The following is a 16,653-nucleotide window of genomic DNA, read 5'->3' on the forward strand; positions in this document are numbered from 1 at the left end:
TTTTATTCTGCATTATTGCGGGCTTCACTCACCTGTTGCTGAGCGTAACTCGCCAGCCACATTTTTTTCAGCATAAAAGTTAGCGGAATGGCCAAAATCGCGCCAATGATGCCGAGCAGCGATTGCCAGATAAGGAATGCCAGTAGTTGCGTAGTTAGCGCCATATTCAAACGCTTGCCTAACAACAACGGCTCAATGACTGAACTGAGTAGTAAATTCAGGGCGACAAAGAACAGCGCCACTATCACCGCGGTTTGAATATCAAACAGCATATAACTTTGCAGAACTGGTGGGATCGCTGCCATAAACGATCCCAGCACCGGAATATAGTTAAACACAAACATCAGTACGCCCCAGAAGAAAGCGAATTTAAGTCCGAGAAAGTGCGCGCCAGCCCAGACAACAATGCCACCGAGAATACTGGTGAGGGTTTTGACCTGCGCATAAACGATCACGCTTTGAATGCCCTGTTCAAGCGCAATGTAATAGGGCTGATATTTATCCGCGGCGCGTTTATGTAGCGCGAGTTTTACGTTCTTCATTTCGTAGAGCATAAAAAACAGCATCAGAAATACCATCAGCCACCAGGAAAGGATGCTGGGTATTTGCGTGAGAAACCCGGTAACAAAACGCACCACTTCACCGGCATCAATAAAGGCCAGCATATCGTTGGGCGTCAGGACAATACCCAAATGGCCAAAAGCCTGGGTAATGGGTTCGAAGCGATCGGCCAGTAGCTGCGGCGCCTGGCGGCTCAGCTGTATAAGATCGGGCGTTAAAACAGTGAGTTTGATGATGGTCAAGACAATCACCAGCAGCAGTAAAACAATCACCAGCAGTGATGAGACCACGCGTGGCACGCGCTTTCGCTCGAGCTGATTAATGAGAGGATCAAGCATGATCGCCAGGAAAAGAGAGAGTAACACCTGACTAATTAGCGGGGAGGCGAGATAAATGCCGGTGATAATAATGGTCAGCGTGGCAAGAATGAATAGCACGCGCAAAAACATCGGCCAAAAAGAAAATCCATTCAGTCCCATCATCAAGGTCCTTTAGCGAATACCACGGATATTATAGAGAAAAATCTATCCGCCGAACCCTCTTTAACACGTCCTGGAGAACGATGATATTCCCGACATCCAGACCCGATGATTGCTGGCCTGGATGTCATCCTCTGCTATCTCCGCAATTACCGGGTTCTGAATCGCCTCGTGAGGGGTTTCTCAATTTCCACTATCAAAAACATCACGAAGCCGATGAGTAGGGTAATAACCCAATAACGGAAAGGCAGCGCGGTAGTACCAAACAGCAGTTGCATAAAGGGTGCATAGATAATTAACAGTTGCAGCACCAGCAGTACCGCACTCACAATCCAGATGCCTTTATTTAGCAGCAAACCCTTGCTTAATGAAAAACCGTCGGAGACGCGGCAGTTCAGCATATAGAACCACTGAGCCGTCACCAGCGTCTGCAATAACACGGTGCGAATAAACTCGGGCGAATAGCCGCGCGGTTGTAACCATGCTTCCAGCACAAAAGCGCTGATGGCAATCATTGAACCGACAAAAATGACTCGCCAGATGGCAAATCCATCCATCACATGCAGCTTAGGATCGCGCGGCGGGCGTCGCATAATATTTTGCTCTCCAGCCTCAAAGGCCAGGCCGAAGGAGAGCGTGGCGGAGGTAGCCATGTTCATCCACAGAATTAATACCGGTGTGAGCGGAATTAAATTCCCTGCCAGCAGTGCAATGATGATCAGTAACCCCTGCGCGAGGTTCGTCGGCATAATAAAGAGAATGGTTTTTTTCAGGTTATCATAAACCCGCCGCCCTTCTCTGACGGCGCTAGCGATGGTGGCAAAGTTATCGTCTGTCAGCACCATGTCCGCGGCTTCTTTAGTGACTTCGGTACCTTTGATTCCCATGGCGATGCCGACATCTGCCTGCTTCAATGCAGGCGCATCATTCACGCCATCGCCGGTCATCCCGACGACCTCTTTTTTGCTCTGCAGCGCCTGCACCAGGCGGAACTTATCCTCGGGGCTGGTACGGGCAAAGATGTCATAAGATTGCGCCGCTTCACTGAGTTGATGATCGTCCATCACTTCCAGTTCACGTCCGGTAATGGCGCTCGCGGCGTTACCAATACCCAACATCTGACCAATACTCATGGCCGTTTGCGGGTGGTCACCGGTGATCATTTTGACGCGAATCCCGGCTTGCAGGCAGTCGCCAATTGCGGTGATGGCTTCCGGCCGCGGGGGATCCATCATTCCGGCAATCCCCAGCAAAATCATGCCGTGATGCAGATCCTGATGGGTTATTTCACTTTGTCCTGGCGTGGCGGGTTTCCAGGCCGCTGCCACCATGCGTAATCCTTCGCGCGCATACTCTTCAATTTTGGCCTCCCACCAGGCGAGGTCGAGTGGCTGCAGACCGGTTTCCGTCTGCTGCTGCTGGCAATGCCTGAATAACACATCGGGTGCTCCGGTGAGCAGCACACACTCCTCTTCGCCAATGCGATAGTGGGTAGACATATATTTGTATTGCGAATCAAAAGGAATCTTACTGCGCAGCTCCGTGATCACCGACGGAAGCTGCCCTTTTGCCGCCAGCACCTTCAGCGCGCCTTCGGTGGGGCCGCCGGTGATCTTCCATAGCCCGTTCTCATCTTTAATCAGCTGGCTGTCATTACACAAATCAATGGTGCGCAGATAGCGCTCCAGCAGCGACCCTTGGATAATCGTCAAAGGTGCAGCATCGTCAGCTTTATGAATGGCCCCCACCGGTTCATAGCTTACGCCCTCCACGCGGTAAATCTGATCGGCGGTGATAATGGCCTTCACGGTCATTTCATTCATGGTCAGCGTGCCGGTTTTATCCGAGCAGATTACGGTCATCGCACCCAAGGTTTCCACGGTGGGCAATTTACGAATGATCGCCTGCTGCCGGGCCATGGTTTGCACACCCAGGGAAAGAATGATGGAGATAATGGCGGGTAATCCCTCGGGAACCGAGGCAACGGCAAGGCTAATCAGTGAAAGCATGAGCTCGGAAACCGGCATATCGCGGAACAACACACTGAAGACAAACAAGGCTGCCATCATCGCCAGAATAATCAGGAAAATGGCTTTACCCAGTTTGTCCATTTGCACGAGTAGCGGGGTGCGATGCTTCTCGATATCGGACATCATCTGGTTGATGTGGCCCAGTTCCGTTGCGCCGCCGGTCGCCACCACCAGCCCTTTTCCGCCCCCCGAACTCACGGTGGTGCCGGAGAACAGCAAATTCGTGCGATCGCCCAGCGGCAGTTCTCCACTCAGGGCCTCTGTACCCTTCTCAACGACTGTGGATTCGCCGGTAAGAATCGCTTCTTCAACCCGCAGATTATGGGCTTCGATAACGCGCAGATCAGCCGGGATGCGATCGCCCGCGCGGATAACCACCACATCGCCGGGTACCAATGCGGTGGTTGCCAGCGTCTCATGATGACCAGCGCGGATAACCACCGTTTCACTGGAAAGCATATTGCGAATGCTCTGCAGGGATTTTTCCGCGTTGCTCTCCTGAATGTGACCAATCAGGGCGTTCACTACCGCAACACCGAGGATCACCAGCGTATCCACCCAGTGGCCCATCACCGCCGTCAGGACCGCGGCCGCCAGCAATACATAGATTAAAACATCGTTAAAATGGGCCAAAAAGCGCAGCCAGGCTGGCTTGCCGGGCTTTTGAGGAAGCGCATTTTCTCCATACTGCTTTAATCTTGCTTCCGCTTCGGAACCACTTATCCCCTCGGTTGAACTGCCGGTATGCGTCAGCGCTTCATCGACAGAAAGCTGATAATAGGTACTTTCCGGTTTAGCTGTATTCATCGCTTTCTCCTCAAATCCTGTTTCGGAAATCAAGGCGGTGATATCCGGTTATGCACAGATTGCCATTAAACGAAAAGCGCAGACTCATTATTCCAGGCTGGAAAGAGGCGCGCTCAGGATTGAAAAATAGGTAATTAATGGCTGCCAGCCCTAAGCTGAGCAGCTAAAAATGCTGTAAGGCCAACGCTATAAATTTGAAAAATGAACGCTATAAACGTAGCACAGGTAAATTCAGCGCATTCATTTAGAAAAAGAAATAAGCAATGTGAGCGCGAAACTTATTCGCGCCCTTCACATCGCAATAGATAATAAAAAAATCAGAGTAAATTCATTGTAATGCTAGAGTTTCAACGTCTATTATGAAAACATTATGGCGATACAAAACCCTAGCCACCTGGATTTAATAACTATAAAAATATCATTTTGTGGATTTTTGTTTTATTGATTTCAATAAAAATATTACAAATCATCTCCCTTTACTTTTTTTGACTTATCGGTCTATGCTCATCCATAACAAAATATCTCATTGAACCCTTTCCCGTTTATAGCGATGACGCCGTTTTACTGCGGCCCTGGTTAATGGAGGCAGCTATGCCTGTCTACAGCCTTTTTCGTATCAGCCTGTATGTCGTCCTGGCGATTATCACATGCTCTGCCGTTGGCTTATTTACCTACGCGGTGGTTTCGATGTTGGGAAACTAATAAGCCACTAATAATAAAGTTGATAATTAACGCATTATTTTTGAGGGTAATACAGTGACGCGTTATTTTACTCTGCTTGCCATTGTTATTTTTATAACAACCGCTTGCGATCAAAAAAAGCAGGAAGTCCCTCCGCCACCGCGCATGGTTAAAGTGTTTGACGTTATGGCTTCCGGCGCATCGCAACAGCGCATATTTCCGGCTCGCATTGAGTCTGGCGATTCCACAGAGGTGTCATTTAAGCGTGGAGGGCAGATTGAGTCATTGGATATTCGTCAGGGAACCCGCGTGGTGCAGGGGCAGCAAATCGCCAGATTAATCGCACGCGAAGCCCAGCAACGCGTTAATGAACGACAAACTGCCGCCACGCTTGCCCAGCGCCAGTTTGCCCGTTTTCAAACGCTTTCAGGCCGGCAGGCAATTTCGCAGGCAGAGATGGACGTGCAGCGTGCCAATCGGGATGCCGCCAATGCAGCGCTACAAATCGCGCGCGAAGAGTTGGGTCAAATGACGCTGACCGCGCCCTTTAGCGGTATTGCCGCTACGGTTAATGTTCGCAATCATCAGGTGGTTGCCGCCGGTCAAACCATCGCCACCCTCACCCGCACCGATCTACTCGACGTGGTGTTTAGCGTGCCGGAGAACCTGTTTACCGCGTTAGATATGCGCAACATGACTTATCGACCCGTGGTGCGCATTAATAGCCTGCCGGATCGTGAATTCCAGGCAGAATACAAGGAACACACCGGCAGCAGCAGCAGTAACACCCTGACATGGCAAATTATTTTGACTATGCCGCGCCCAGCAGATTTTCCTGCAGTAGGCGGAGTAAGCGGCACGGTGACGATTAATCTCGCCAATTTGCCAGCCAATGTGGATCGTGAATCCCTCGTAGTACCTGTTGAAGCCGTGTTCAATCCGGATAACAGTCAGCGTAACGAACCCCACGTATGGGTTGTGCAGGGCAGCGGCGATCGGCTGCACGTGGAGGATCGAAAAGTCAGCGTCGGTGCAGTGACCGATCGCGGCGTGGTGATTACCGCCGGACTTAAGGCAGGGGAACGCGTGGTCGCCGCCGGGGTGAATGAACTGCATGCCCAGCAGCCGGTGCGCATCTGGACGCGTGAGCGGGGGTTGTAATGGATATCTCCCGGCAGTTTATTGATAATCCGGTACGCGTCTGGCTGGCGATTTTGTTACTGGGCGTCGGCGGTATTTTTGCCCTGCTCAATATTGGTCGCCTCGAAGATCCCGCGTTTACCATTAAAACCGCGGTGGTGGTTACGCATTATCCCGGTGCCTCCGCTCAGCAGGTGGAAGAGGAAGTCACTTTGCCACTGGAGAACGCGCTGCAGCAGTTGCCGTATCTGGACAACGTCAGTTCGATCTCATCTAATGGGCTGTCACAGATTACAGTGAACATTGCCTCACGCTACCATTCCCGTGAATTGCCGCAAATATGGGATGAACTGCGGCGCAGAGTGGGCGACGCGGCGCGTTTCTTTCCTCCCGGCGTTCCTGCACCGTTCGTCAATGATGATTTCGGCGATGTCTTCGGTTTTTTCTTCACGATTTCAGGCGATAACTTCAGTAATCCGGAGTTAGTGCAGTACGCGGAGCAGCTGCGTCGTGAACTGGTGCTGGTTCCGGGCGTGGGGAAAGTGGCGCTCGGCGGAGTGATCCCCCAGCAAATTAACGTCGATGTTTCGCTGACGATGATGGCTGCGCGCGGCATCACCCTGCCGCAACTTGCCAGCGTGCTGAGCCGCCTGAATGTGGTTTCAAGCGCGGGAGAGATCAAAGCCGGGACGGAATCTATCCGCCTGCATCCCACCGGTGAGTTTCAAAACATCGAAGAGTTAAGCAATCTGCTGGTGAGCCCGCCGGGCGACCACGCCACCACCCGATTACGCGATATCGCTACGCTCTCGCGTGGGCTGAGCGATTCGCCCTCCAGCATCTACCACGCGAGCGGACGTCCGGCGGTGACCATGGGAATTTCGTTTATCCCTGGGGTAAACGTGATTGACGTTGGTCGTGCGCTGGAGGCCAAACTGCAGCAGATGTCGGCAGAAAAGCCAGCGGGCATCCAACTCAATGTGTTTTACGATCAGGCTGCGGAAGTGGCGCACTCCGTGAATGGCTTTATTGCTAATTTCCTCATGGCATTAGCGATTGTGGTCGGCGTGCTGCTGATTTTTATGGGCGTGCGCAGCGGCATAATTATTGCGCTTTCACTGGCGCTGAATGTGCTGGGTACGCTGCTGATCATGTATCTGTGCGGTATTGAGCTACAGCGTATCTCGCTGGGCGCGCTCATCATCGCCCTCAGTATGCTGGTGGATAATGCCATTGTGATTGTCGAAGGCGTGCTGATGGCGCGCCAGCAAAACTCGCCCCTCATGACCACCATCAACTTCGTTATTCGCCGCACCGCCTTCCCCCTCTTGGGAGCGACAATCATCGCCATTCTGGCGTTTGCCCCCATCGGATTATCGCAGGATTCTACCGGTGAATACTGCAAATCGCTGTTTCAGGTGTTGCTGATTTCCCTGCTGCTGAGCTGGTTTTGCGCCCTCACTATCACACCGGTACTGATCAAATGGTGGCTGTTTAACGCGCAGGCGTCAGCCGCCGCCGCGGTCAGTGTCTCACCTTATGAGGGTGGCTTTTATCGGCTTTATCAGCGGGTGTTGCAGGTGCTGCTCACGCAGAAAACCCTCACGCTTTCTCTGATGGCGGTGCTGCTGGCGTTAGCAATTTGGGGATTCGGCTCGGTACGGCAAAATTTCTTTCCGTCTGCCAATACGCCGATCTTCTTTGTCGATCTCTGGTTACCTTACGGCACCGACATCAAATCTACTGAAAACATGGCCAGCGAGATTGAGAAATCGATTACCGGCCAGCAGGGCGTGATCTCGACGGTAACCACCATTGGTCAGGGCAGCATGCGCTTTATTCTCACTTACAACGGGCAGCGCCAGTACAGCAATTACGCGCAGATCATGGTGCGCATGGACGATCAGCGCAATATCGCCGCCCTTACCCGGCGTATTGACAGCTACATTGCACGCCAGTATCCGCAGGTGAACGCCAGCACCAAACGGGTGATGTTTGGCCCTTCCGGCGGCAGCGCGATCGAGGTGCGTATTAAGGGACCCGATCCCGACAGAATGCGGCTGATTGCCAGCCAGGTTGATGCCATCCTGACTCAGGATTCCGCCACTGATAGCGTGCGGAATGATTGGCAAAACCGCAGCAAAGTTATTCGCCCGCAGTACAATCTGGCGCTCGGCCGTGAGTTAGGCGTGGATAAACAGGATGTTGATAACGCGCTGGAGATGAATTTCTCAGGCAGCCGCGTGGGGCTTTATCGTGAAGGCGCCGATTTGCTGCCGGTAATGGTGCGGCCACCGGCCAGCGAGCGGCAGGACGCCAATCATCTGAATAATGTGCTGGTGTGGAGCCAGAGCCAGCAGCAGTATATTCCGCTCAGTAATGTTGTAAGCGGCTTCAGCTTGCAATGGGAAGATCCGCTGATTTTGCGCCGCGATCGCAGCCGGGTGCTGACGGTTCAGACCGACCCGAATCCGCTCAGCAACGATACGTCCGGTGATATTCTGGCGCGCGTAAAGCCGCAGATTGATCACATCCCGCTGCCGCACGGATACAGCATCGAATGGGGAGGCGATGCCGAAAGTTCCAGTGAGGCGCAGCAAGGAGTGTTTACCTCGCTGCCGCTGGGGTATCTGGTGATGTTCGTCATTACCGTGCTGATGTTCAGCTCACTGAAGAATGCCGTTGCCATCTGGCTGACGGTGCCGCTGGCGCTAATCGGTGTCACGCCCGGTTTCTTGATCACCGGCATTCCGTTTGGTTTTATGGCCCTTATTGGCCTGTTAAGCCTGAGTGGCATGTTGATCCGTAACGGAATTGTGCTGGTTGAGGAGATTGAACAACAGAAGCTGTTGAAGCCGCAGGGAGAAGCGATCCTCTATGCCGCCACCTCGCGTTTGCGCCCGATTTTGCTCACGGCTTTCACTACCGTGCTGGGACTCGCGCCGCTGCTGCGTGATGTATTTTTTCAAAGCATGGCGGTGGTGATTATGTTCGGCCTGGGCTTTGCAACCGTGCTGACGCTGCTGGTTCTGCCGGTGATCTATGCCTGCTTCCATCGCCAAACCGCGTCATGAATAATACCGGGCTCAATGTCATCAAAACCCTGGGTTGCATGGCGGCAGTGACGTTTTTCACCCTGTATAACACCTGGGATCGCTACGATTATGATTACCACTGGATTCTGGCGTTTCTTACCTTTATTTCCACCATTGCTACGCCGCTGTTTTTTGTCGTCGCCGGGATTATGGATGCGCGCGCCGAGCAGGATGTGCACTGGCAGATAGGAAAGATCAGAAATGTGGTGATCGTGTTTCTCTTCTGGATGACGATCTATTACCTGTGGGAACCTTATCAGCGCGGCTATTTGATTCAACCGTGGTTCGTTTTCTCATTCATTATTATCTACAGTTTTCATCCGCTGCTGCTCTGGCTTAGCCGGCATCGGCTGCTGTTCTGTGGGCTGGTGTTTAGCCTGCTGGTCTTTTCTTACGGCTACGACCTGCTCTCGGTTTTGTATCCTGATGAGCACCTCTTTAGTCTTGAACCGCAATATCGCCTCTGGACGTGGCTGCTGTTTTACTTAACCGGCCAGCTGCTGGGCGATGCGCTAATTTCCGACTGGATGGCGCGCAAAAAGGTGGCGCGCGGCGCGATTATCGCCCTGCCCGTTATTTATCTTTTCACCTGGTTTTACGAGCAGCACTTCTTCTTTGCGCTGTTTAAAGCCGATCGCAATGCCTTCATCCTGACCGGATCGCAAATCTATCTGCTGGTGGTGGCGCTGGTCATTGCCGCCAGCGAGGTGCGCTTTCGCCGCAATGCGGCCATAAAAGAAGCCCTGCTGGGGACCATTAGCAAAACCATGACCGGAGTCTACATCCTGCATTATTCGGTATTCCACCTGGTGACAGCGCTGATTCCGATTACCTCGTTAGCCACCAAGCTGACGCTGATTGTGGTCACCTTTGCCGCCTCGGTGTTGCTGTCGCGGCTGATTCTCGCCAGCGGCTGGTTGAAACAAGTCATAACGCTTTAAGGCAGGGTTGAACATCAGCCTGGCTGCTGCAATCGATGCGCCCTTTTATCTGCAGCATCATAAAATCAAAAAACGGATTGGATGTATTGCGCATCAGGGTATCAAGCCCAACTATCAGGCTGGCGGTTTCGCCACGCAGTGAAATGGTGCCAAAGCTAATGCCATAACGGTTCCTTTCGCTCGGTTCGCGGCCATACAACGAATCGCTAAGCGGAAATGGCAGCGCAATATGCGATAGAGAATACGTATCCTGCGGCCACGCCGCATGCAATGAACGCACTCTCTCTTGAGTTTCTTCAGCCGGGGTAATACGCGCCACGGTGTCATAGGTATTGGGCGACGCATTGGTGATCACCGTGGATGTGTAGCGACGCGGTGCCGGGGGCAATAAACTGTTTGCTGCCGAATACAGTGCGGGTCTGAAGAGCGCGCGTAGGTTTGCCGCCTGATTGATGTCGAACATCACCAGCTCGCTGCCGTTATCCGGCAAATAGCGATAAAACGCATTCACGACCGCGCGGGTGCTGACGGTGGAATCCAGCACGGACTGGAAGGTCAGCACCGGTGGAAATGCCTGCATTGTTCCGCTGCGTATGATGTGCAGCATTTGATCCTGCATGGCCTGGGTTAGTAGCCAGGATTGACGCGCGGCGCGCACAGGAAATGAGTTGTATTTAAAGGGATTATATTCCGGAACGATACTCAGCCAGGCGGCTTTGGCGAATCCTGGAATGGCAGCTGGCCAGCCTGCTAATCCGGCAAATCGCGCATAGGCGGTGACGCCTATCATCGGCGACAGCAGCACGATCTGCTGCGGTTTACGCAGCGCGTTATTTTGCAGGCTATCGAGGCTGTACTTCACGGCTAATGCGCCGCCGTTGGAGTAGCCAACCAGATGCAAGGGCACATTGTTTCCCGCCAGGCGCGTGGCTTCACGCACCGCTAAGCGGGTCACCGCCATCCACATTTGCCAGTCGACTTTAGTGAGCGAGCCGGGCGCCGTGCCGTGACCGGGCAAGCGCGGCACCACCGCTACAAAGCCCTTTTGCTGATAGGCCTGCGCCAAATAACGCATACTGTAGGGCGAATCGGTTAACCCATGCAGCAATACCACAGCACCTTTCACCTCACCTTCTGGTTCAAGGATAAAAGAGCGATTCCAGTCGGTATCAAACCGCGCTGGATAAACTGAACTGTGTTGGTTAAAGCGGTTAAGCGGCGTTTTATCCTCATCACTGAGTTGATCGGTTACATTGACTTTCATGTCATGGAAAATGGCATCTTCTCGCGCCAGATAATCAGCGAAGCTGGCGCGATCAATCTCATCTTTCGCCATTTCATGTGCAGCCCAGGTATGCCAGCGGTGCAATGGCGGCCCCTGCTCGGATTGATAACCGCGAATCCCCAGAAACACGATGAGTAAAACCAACACGCCCACGGCTGTTCGCTTGAGGAGTTTGCCAATTTTATCTTTGTACAGTGCGTTAGCGGCATCAGAACGCATAGCGTAACCAGGCGAACAGCACGTTGCCGTTATTGTAGGTGCCGGGAATGTAAGTGAACTGCACGTTGAGGCGTTTATAGCCCGCAGAGAACAGCGGCAGGACAATGGGCAGCGGGACATAATTGGCGAAATCATCCCGTGCCGTAATGCCAGCGGTTAGCCCCAGACCGAGACGAAAATCGCGCTGCTGGTCCAGATACCACCCTTTCTCCCAACCATAGCCAACAATCGGCTGCCATTCATTATGCGAATCTTTAAATGCCATCGCATAGAGCGCGCTCCAGTTACCCTCTTCATTGATGCGTGAAACGCCGAAGCCACCGCCCCACGGCGTTTCATTATAGTTGTCCGTTTTCTCTTTATCGTAAGCGAAGCGCGCGTGCCAGCTAATAAAGGGCAAATAGAGATCGTAATACTGCGGTTCCTGCCAGGTTTGAGAAACGTCCTGCTTGAGCCATTCCCAGCCATCACTCAGCGTGCCAGCCGCGCTGGCAGGAAAGACACTCAGAATCAAGATAAGAGACCAGGTCGCCTGAAGACTTCGCATAGTTTATGCCTCTGAAATTCATCGACATGAAAAGGGGGTGGAAAAGCTGACGTGCTAAGAGAGCAGATCAAGCCACTTAACCGGGTAGATTATAGTTGCTTGTTATTGCTATAGGAAATTTCTGACGGGCCAAATGCCCATGGCTATGGGTCGATAAAATCCGTTTTATAAACGTATCAGAAGCGGCCAGGAAGCCCTTTCGCGCTTCCTGGTTTTATATCAGAACGGTCCCCAGTTTATCGCCACGCCAATCAGCAGCATCACTACGCAGATAACAAACCACACGGCGATGACCGGCGCAACAAAACGCAGCCATTTGCCAAACGACACGTTCGCCGTGGCCAAAACCGCCATCAGCACGCCTGATGTAGGGCTCATGCAGTTTACGATGCCTTCACCCAGCAGCACCGTCTGCACCATTACCTGACGCGTCAAACCAAGGTTATCGCCGAGCGGTGAGAAGATGGGAATCAGCAAAGCAGACTCGCCGGAACCGGAAGAGATGCCGAAGTGCATCAGGGCGGCACTGATAAACATGCCAATCGCTGCTGCGGTTGGCGGTATAGGCGCCAGCAAATCAGACAGAAAACCGACAATCGGGTCCAGCACGTTGCCCTGCTGCAGCACCAGCGAAATCGAGGCTGCCATGCCGACGATAAACCCGCCCTTCACCAGCTTCGAACAGCCGCTGAGGAAGGTGTTGGCGATATCCGAACCCGACATGCGCCCCATCAACCCCACGGCAATTGAGAGTAAGATAAACATCGCCGACATCTCACTGGTGCCCCAGTGAAACTTCACCGCCCCGCTAATGAACAGCAGCAGCGACAGCGCGACCGTACTTAAAATGAGCTTATGACGACCCGTAACCTTCGCCGTTTGCTCAGCGCCCTGCGCCTGTTTTGGCCGCAGATACCCATCCTGACGCGCGCGACGGATTGACCAGATCAGGTAAGCAATCGCGCTGACGACAAACAGCAAACAGGTAATACCGCGAAGTAGCATGCCTGAGAACAACGGCAGCTGTGCCAGATGCTGAGTTAAACCGGTGGTCGCCGGGTTGAGGATTGCCACGTTGAAACCCGCCGCGCAGGTGAGGTAAACCAGCGACGCGCCCAAAATTGGCGGCAACCCCATTGAGCGCGCCACCAGCAGGCCAATGGGCACAAACGCCACCACCGCGTTGACCACGACACCGGTAGTGCCTAACAAGGCAAAGATAGTGCCGAAAATCAGCACCATGCGCGTGTCACTGAGGCGCGTGCTGCGCGACAGGGAATTCAACGCCGTGGCGATGGCACCCGTTTCCTCAACCACCGCCAGCACGCCACCGGTAAATAGAATCAGAAAGATAATCGGTGCGGATTTCACCATCCCTTTGGCAATCGCCGTAAAGATTTCCAGCGGATAAACCCCGCTTTGCGGTACCGCATGCAAACTGTCTTTTACGGCAAATTTGATCCCGTCACGCGTGACGAAATCAAAGACGCCGGCCGGAATTAGCCATGTTGCTACCGCCGCCAGAACCAAAATGATAAACAGCAAAAGATAAGGACTCTGCCCGCTTTCCTGCACGGGCGCTGCGCTGCTGGCCTGCTGAATGTTTAGTTGTGACATGGCGTGACCTCCTCAGTGTCTGCGAGGATCATGCCTGCCACTAACGCTGCGCGCGGGACGATGTCAGCAATAATAATGTGCTCATGACGTGCGTGGATGCCCGCACCGGTTGCGCCGAGACCGTCCAGCGTCGGTAATCCCAAAGCCGCCGTAAAATTGCCGTCGCTGCCGCCGCCGACCGATTTTCCTTCCAGCGAAAAGCCCAGCGCCTGCGCCACCCGCTGGGCGCGCGTTAACAGCAGCAGCGAGGCGGGCGTCTGGCGCATCGGCGGACGCTTCTGTCCACCGCTGATGCGTAAACCAATCCCCGCGCTAAATGGCTGAAGTTGATTGATGGCCGCATCAATGCGCTGTGCCTCTTCTTCGCACGTGACGCGCGTATCAATACCGAGTTGCGCGTGATCCGCCACCACATTGATGCGACCGCCGCCGTTGGCGATGCCGACATTGACCGTGGTGCCGCGCTCTGGCGCATTCAGGGCATGCAGCACCAGAATTTGCTGGGCCATCTCATGAATTGCACTCACACCCTCTTCCGGATTATTGCCGGCGTGGGCAGCTTGCCCGGCGATGGTGATGTCATAACGTCCGGTGCCTTTGCGCGCCACTTTCAGCGCCCCGCTGCCCGCCACGGCAGGCTCAACCACTAAAACCTGATCGGCTCCCGGCGCATGTTGCGCCAGCCAGTCGCTGGAGCTCGGGCTGCCTAACTCCTCATCGCTGTTACACAGGAAAACGATGCGTTTACCCACCAGCCGATCCAGCGCCTGCAAGGCGCGCACTGCCCAAATCGCCTGAACCAGCCCGGCTTTCATATCCAGTACGCCTGGCCCGAATAACTTGCCCTCTTCTTCGCGTAGCGTCAGTTCGCCCCGATCCCAGACGGTATCGAAATGGCCGATGATGGTCGTTTGCGGGCCGCTATCGCCCAAGGTGAATTTGAGGTGATTGCCGTACTCCTGCTGCCGCGACACGCTAGCGCTAATGCCTAACCGTTGCTGAAACAGGCTTTGCAACACTTCACCACACTCGTCAACCGCCAGTTTGTCGTGCGAAGGCGATTCCGCCGCCACCAGACGTTTGATGTCTCCCAGAATTTCATCGGCATGGTGCTGCAAATAATCTTTTATATTTTTCATGTTATTACCCATCTGTCTTAGTGTCACAGCCAGTATGCGCAGAAATATTGACGTTAAAAAATGAGGAGTAAATGTTAATATTGTTGCTCTGAGAGCAACAGATTGGCAAAAAGTATGACGTTGTCCACTTATCCTGAGAAATCCATAAGCTATTTGTATGAAGTTGGATTGCATGGCGGTATTCGCCGCGCGGCAGATGCGCTGGGTATCAATCCCTCAGTGATTAGCCGGCAGCTTTCATCTTTGGAACGCAGCCTGCAACTGCCGCTGCTGGAGCGGCGCGGACGCAATGTGGTGTTGACCGAAGCGGGCAAAATGCTGGCGGAGGATTTCGCCCAAACCAGCCAGCGCCGTAAGATGCTGGAGCGGCAGCTGCAGGATTTGCGTCATATGCGCGGCGGCTCAATTAACCTGCGCGTCGGACAAGGCATGGTGGACGATGTCGTCAGGCATGTGGTGCAGGCATTTTCTCTCGCCTACCCTGGCGTGTTTGTGAACATCATGTCAGGCGATATGCAAACCACGGTGATGCTGATAGCAAAAGGAGAAGTGGATATGGCGGTGAGCTTCGGCCCAGCGGGACCGCCGGGCGTGAAATGCCTGAGTTTTCAGCGCGGCCCTATTTGCGCCATCGTGCCGCCGGATCATCCGCTGGCCGGGCTTCCCGCCGTCAGCGCCAGCCAATTAACCCAGCATCGTTTAATTGCCATGGATGAAAAATTTGGTTTGCAGCGTTACATCAACGCCATCTTCAAAAGTGAAGGGATTATTTTTACGCCTTCCTACTGTTGCAATCTGTTTTCCAGCGCCATTGCGCTAACGCAGGCCGGTTTAGGCATCTCATTTATGACTGCTCAATCGGTAAAAGCACCGCTGCAACGCGGCGAACTGGTGGCTGTTCCCATTGATCATCGCATCGCCAAAGAAAGTCAGTGTCATCTGCTGCGCAGCGCCGATCACCGTTTGACGCCTGCCGCGCATTACCTTTGGCAGCTGCTGTGCCAGTTCTTTACGGCTTCATTAGAGGATGAAGCTTGAGGTTCATTCCTCGCTAACCAACTGCGATGGGGAACACGATAACCCCAGGTTACGCTCATAATTTTTGATGACACCCAATGAATTTCCGTCATTTCACGTCCCGGTAGAGGTGATAAAGCCGAAGTTATCTGCGATCTACTGGATATGATGTCGTTACCTCTAATCAATCACTTTATTCACTGACGTTAGCCAGTAATTGTTCAATTATTGGATTTAGCTGCGTATGCATCGCATAGCAAATTCCGGTTCGGCGCATGAGTGGATAACCGGGAAGTGAACGAAAAGCCACATTACACTGCTCTTCAACTAATGAAACCGGAGCGATAGTTAAGCCAACACCCGCGGCAACCAGGTTCAGTGCTAACGTGAAACTTCCCGCGTTAGCACGAGGAAAACTGCCAGAAGTGCCATATAGCGGCAGGAAACGCTGATGGGATTCGTGCTCCGGAGACATCACCCAAGGTTGATCGTTGAGCTGCTTAGAGGTTAATTCGGTGATTTGACTCATCGGGTGATTGAGTGGAAAAGCCAGCACATAGCGCTCATCAAACAGCGGAATAAAGAGTTCGTCTTCGCAAAGCTGCCCTTCGCAGCCCAGGCGGATATCGCCGCTACATCCAGGCGTCAGCGTTAATAACACATCTGGCAAATTATGATTGATTCGTTCCAGCAGGGTGATCAGTTGGGATGAGGCAATATCCTGTTCAATACCTAAACTGAGCGGAAACTTATCATGCTTTTTGCGGAATCGAGCGGTTAACGCACTCATTTCGCCCATCATTCGTCGGGCGTGAGGATAAAGGACTCGTGCGTCTTCGGTCACCTCCACTCCACGTGGTTTACGCACGAATAACTGCGTACCTAACTCTTCTTCAAGAGCTTTGATGGTAGCGGAGAGTGCGGGTTGGGTCAGACTTAGCTCTGCAGCCGCCCGGGTAATATTGCGTTCTTCAAACACACAAAGGAAAGCTGTCAGCTGTCGCTTATCCATAATTAAATTTTATGCCTGTAAAAGAAATAAACGATTTTTCATCAAAATTACGCCAATTTAAAGTGATGCCCACCATTAAGCTA

At 53.1% G+C, this 16,653-nt stretch carries 11 protein-coding genes; 4 read left to right on the plus strand and 7 right to left on the minus strand.

Going from position 1 to position 16,653, the window contains the following annotated elements; all coding sequences use genetic code 11:
* Positions 1–2: 2 nt before the first annotated feature.
* Both ACIP6T_RS11655 and ACIP6T_RS11660 read right to left on the minus strand, forming a co-directional pair.
* Positions 3–1,040, minus strand: a complete 1,038-nt coding sequence (locus ACIP6T_RS11655; protein WP_400457949.1) for an AI-2E family transporter — start codon at positions 1,038–1,040, stop codon at positions 3–5.
* A 149-nt stretch (positions 1,041–1,189) separates the two neighbouring features.
* The gene (locus ACIP6T_RS11660; protein ID WP_400457244.1) at positions 1,190–3,877 is read right to left on the minus strand and encodes a cation-transporting P-type ATPase; all 2,688 of its coding nucleotides are present in this window, start codon (positions 3,875–3,877) and stop codon (positions 1,190–1,192) included.
* A gap of 756 nt (positions 3,878–4,633) precedes the next feature.
* Between ACIP6T_RS11660 and ACIP6T_RS11665 the strand changes: the two genes are divergently transcribed.
* Genes ACIP6T_RS11665 through ACIP6T_RS11675 form a run of 3 tightly spaced genes read left to right on the plus strand, consistent with a single transcriptional unit; the run spans position 4,634 to position 9,734 of the window.
* Positions 4,634–5,719 (plus strand): efflux RND transporter periplasmic adaptor subunit, encoded by a 1,086-nt coding sequence (locus ACIP6T_RS11665; RefSeq protein WP_400457246.1) that lies wholly within the window; start codon positions 4,634–4,636, stop codon positions 5,717–5,719.
* Positions 5,719–8,772: an efflux RND transporter permease subunit gene (locus ACIP6T_RS11670; protein WP_400457248.1), complete on the plus strand. Its 3,054-nt coding sequence runs from the start codon at positions 5,719–5,721 to the stop codon at positions 8,770–8,772. The genes ACIP6T_RS11665 and ACIP6T_RS11670 overlap by 1 nt, the downstream gene beginning before the upstream one ends.
* Positions 8,769–9,734 (plus strand): acyltransferase, encoded by a 966-nt coding sequence (locus ACIP6T_RS11675; RefSeq protein ID WP_400457250.1) that lies wholly within the window; start codon positions 8,769–8,771, stop codon positions 9,732–9,734. The genes ACIP6T_RS11670 and ACIP6T_RS11675 overlap by 4 nt, the downstream gene beginning before the upstream one ends.
* On the opposite strand, the gene ACIP6T_RS11680 is transcribed toward ACIP6T_RS11675, so the two are convergent.
* From ACIP6T_RS11680 to ACIP6T_RS11695, 4 genes are all read right to left on the minus strand, one after another.
* Entirely contained in the window at positions 9,721–11,238 is a 1,518-nt protein-coding gene (locus ACIP6T_RS11680) for an alpha/beta hydrolase (RefSeq protein ID WP_400457252.1), read from the minus strand. The two genes, ACIP6T_RS11675 and ACIP6T_RS11680, sit on opposite strands and share 14 nt — an antisense overlap.
* Positions 11,228–11,785 carry a lipid IV(A) palmitoyltransferase PagP gene (pagP, locus tag ACIP6T_RS11685; RefSeq protein ID WP_097098264.1) on the minus strand — a complete coding sequence of 186 codons (558 nt, stop codon included), beginning with the start codon at positions 11,783–11,785 and terminating at the stop codon, positions 11,228–11,230. Before pagP ends, ACIP6T_RS11680 begins: the two co-directional genes overlap by 11 nt.
* Positions 11,786–12,004: 219 nt before the next feature.
* Entirely contained in the window at positions 12,005–13,402 is a 1,398-nt protein-coding gene (locus ACIP6T_RS11690; RefSeq protein ID WP_345830244.1) for a Na+/H+ antiporter NhaC family protein, read from the minus strand.
* The gene (locus ACIP6T_RS11695; RefSeq protein ID WP_400457254.1) at positions 13,390–14,541 is read right to left on the minus strand and encodes a M20 family metallopeptidase; all 1,152 of its coding nucleotides are present in this window, start codon (positions 14,539–14,541) and stop codon (positions 13,390–13,392) included. Before ACIP6T_RS11695 ends, ACIP6T_RS11690 begins: the two co-directional genes overlap by 13 nt.
* A 114-nt stretch (positions 14,542–14,655) precedes the next feature.
* On the opposite strand from ACIP6T_RS11695, the gene ACIP6T_RS11700 reads away from it, so the two are divergent.
* Positions 14,656–15,579: a LysR family transcriptional regulator gene (locus tag ACIP6T_RS11700; RefSeq protein ID WP_400457256.1), complete on the plus strand. Its 924-nt coding sequence runs from the start codon at positions 14,656–14,658 to the stop codon at positions 15,577–15,579.
* Between the two features lie 172 nt (positions 15,580–15,751).
* On the opposite strand, the gene ACIP6T_RS11705 is transcribed toward ACIP6T_RS11700, so the two are convergent.
* Entirely contained in the window at positions 15,752–16,570 is an 819-nt protein-coding gene (locus tag ACIP6T_RS11705; RefSeq protein ID WP_400457258.1) for a LysR family transcriptional regulator, read from the minus strand.
* Between the last annotated feature and the right edge of the window lie 83 nt (positions 16,571–16,653).

The organism is Pantoea sp. NPDC088449 (assembly GCF_044753225.1).
GTDB lineage: Bacteria > Pseudomonadota > Gammaproteobacteria > Enterobacterales > Enterobacteriaceae > Pantoea > Pantoea floridensis.

Excerpts from the sequence above, each read along its gene's own strand:
- ACIP6T_RS11695 (WP_400457254.1), bottom strand. The coding sequence starts at position 14,541 with ATGAAAAATATAAAAGATTATTTGCAGCACCATGCCGATGAAATTCTG.
- pagP (WP_097098264.1), bottom strand. The coding sequence starts at position 11,785 with ATGCGAAGTCTTCAGGCGACCTGGTCTCTTATCTTGATTCTGAGTGTC.
- ACIP6T_RS11700 (WP_400457256.1), top strand. The coding sequence starts at position 14,656 with ATGACGTTGTCCACTTATCCTGAGAAATCCATAAGCTATTTGTATGAA.
- ACIP6T_RS11670 (WP_400457248.1), top strand. The coding sequence starts at position 5,719 with ATGGATATCTCCCGGCAGTTTATTGATAATCCGGTACGCGTCTGGCTG.
- ACIP6T_RS11680 (WP_400457252.1), bottom strand. The coding sequence starts at position 11,238 with ATGCGTTCTGATGCCGCTAACGCACTGTACAAAGATAAAATTGGCAAA.
- ACIP6T_RS11655 (WP_400457949.1), bottom strand. The coding sequence starts at position 1,040 with ATGGGACTGAATGGATTTTCTTTTTGGCCGATGTTTTTGCGCGTGCTA.
- ACIP6T_RS11705 (WP_400457258.1), bottom strand. The coding sequence starts at position 16,570 with ATGGATAAGCGACAGCTGACAGCTTTCCTTTGTGTGTTTGAAGAACGC.
- ACIP6T_RS11660 (WP_400457244.1), bottom strand. The coding sequence starts at position 3,877 with ATGAATACAGCTAAACCGGAAAGTACCTATTATCAGCTTTCTGTCGAT.
- ACIP6T_RS11675 (WP_400457250.1), top strand. The coding sequence starts at position 8,769 with ATGAATAATACCGGGCTCAATGTCATCAAAACCCTGGGTTGCATGGCG.
- ACIP6T_RS11690 (WP_345830244.1), bottom strand. The coding sequence starts at position 13,402 with ATGTCACAACTAAACATTCAGCAGGCCAGCAGCGCAGCGCCCGTGCAG.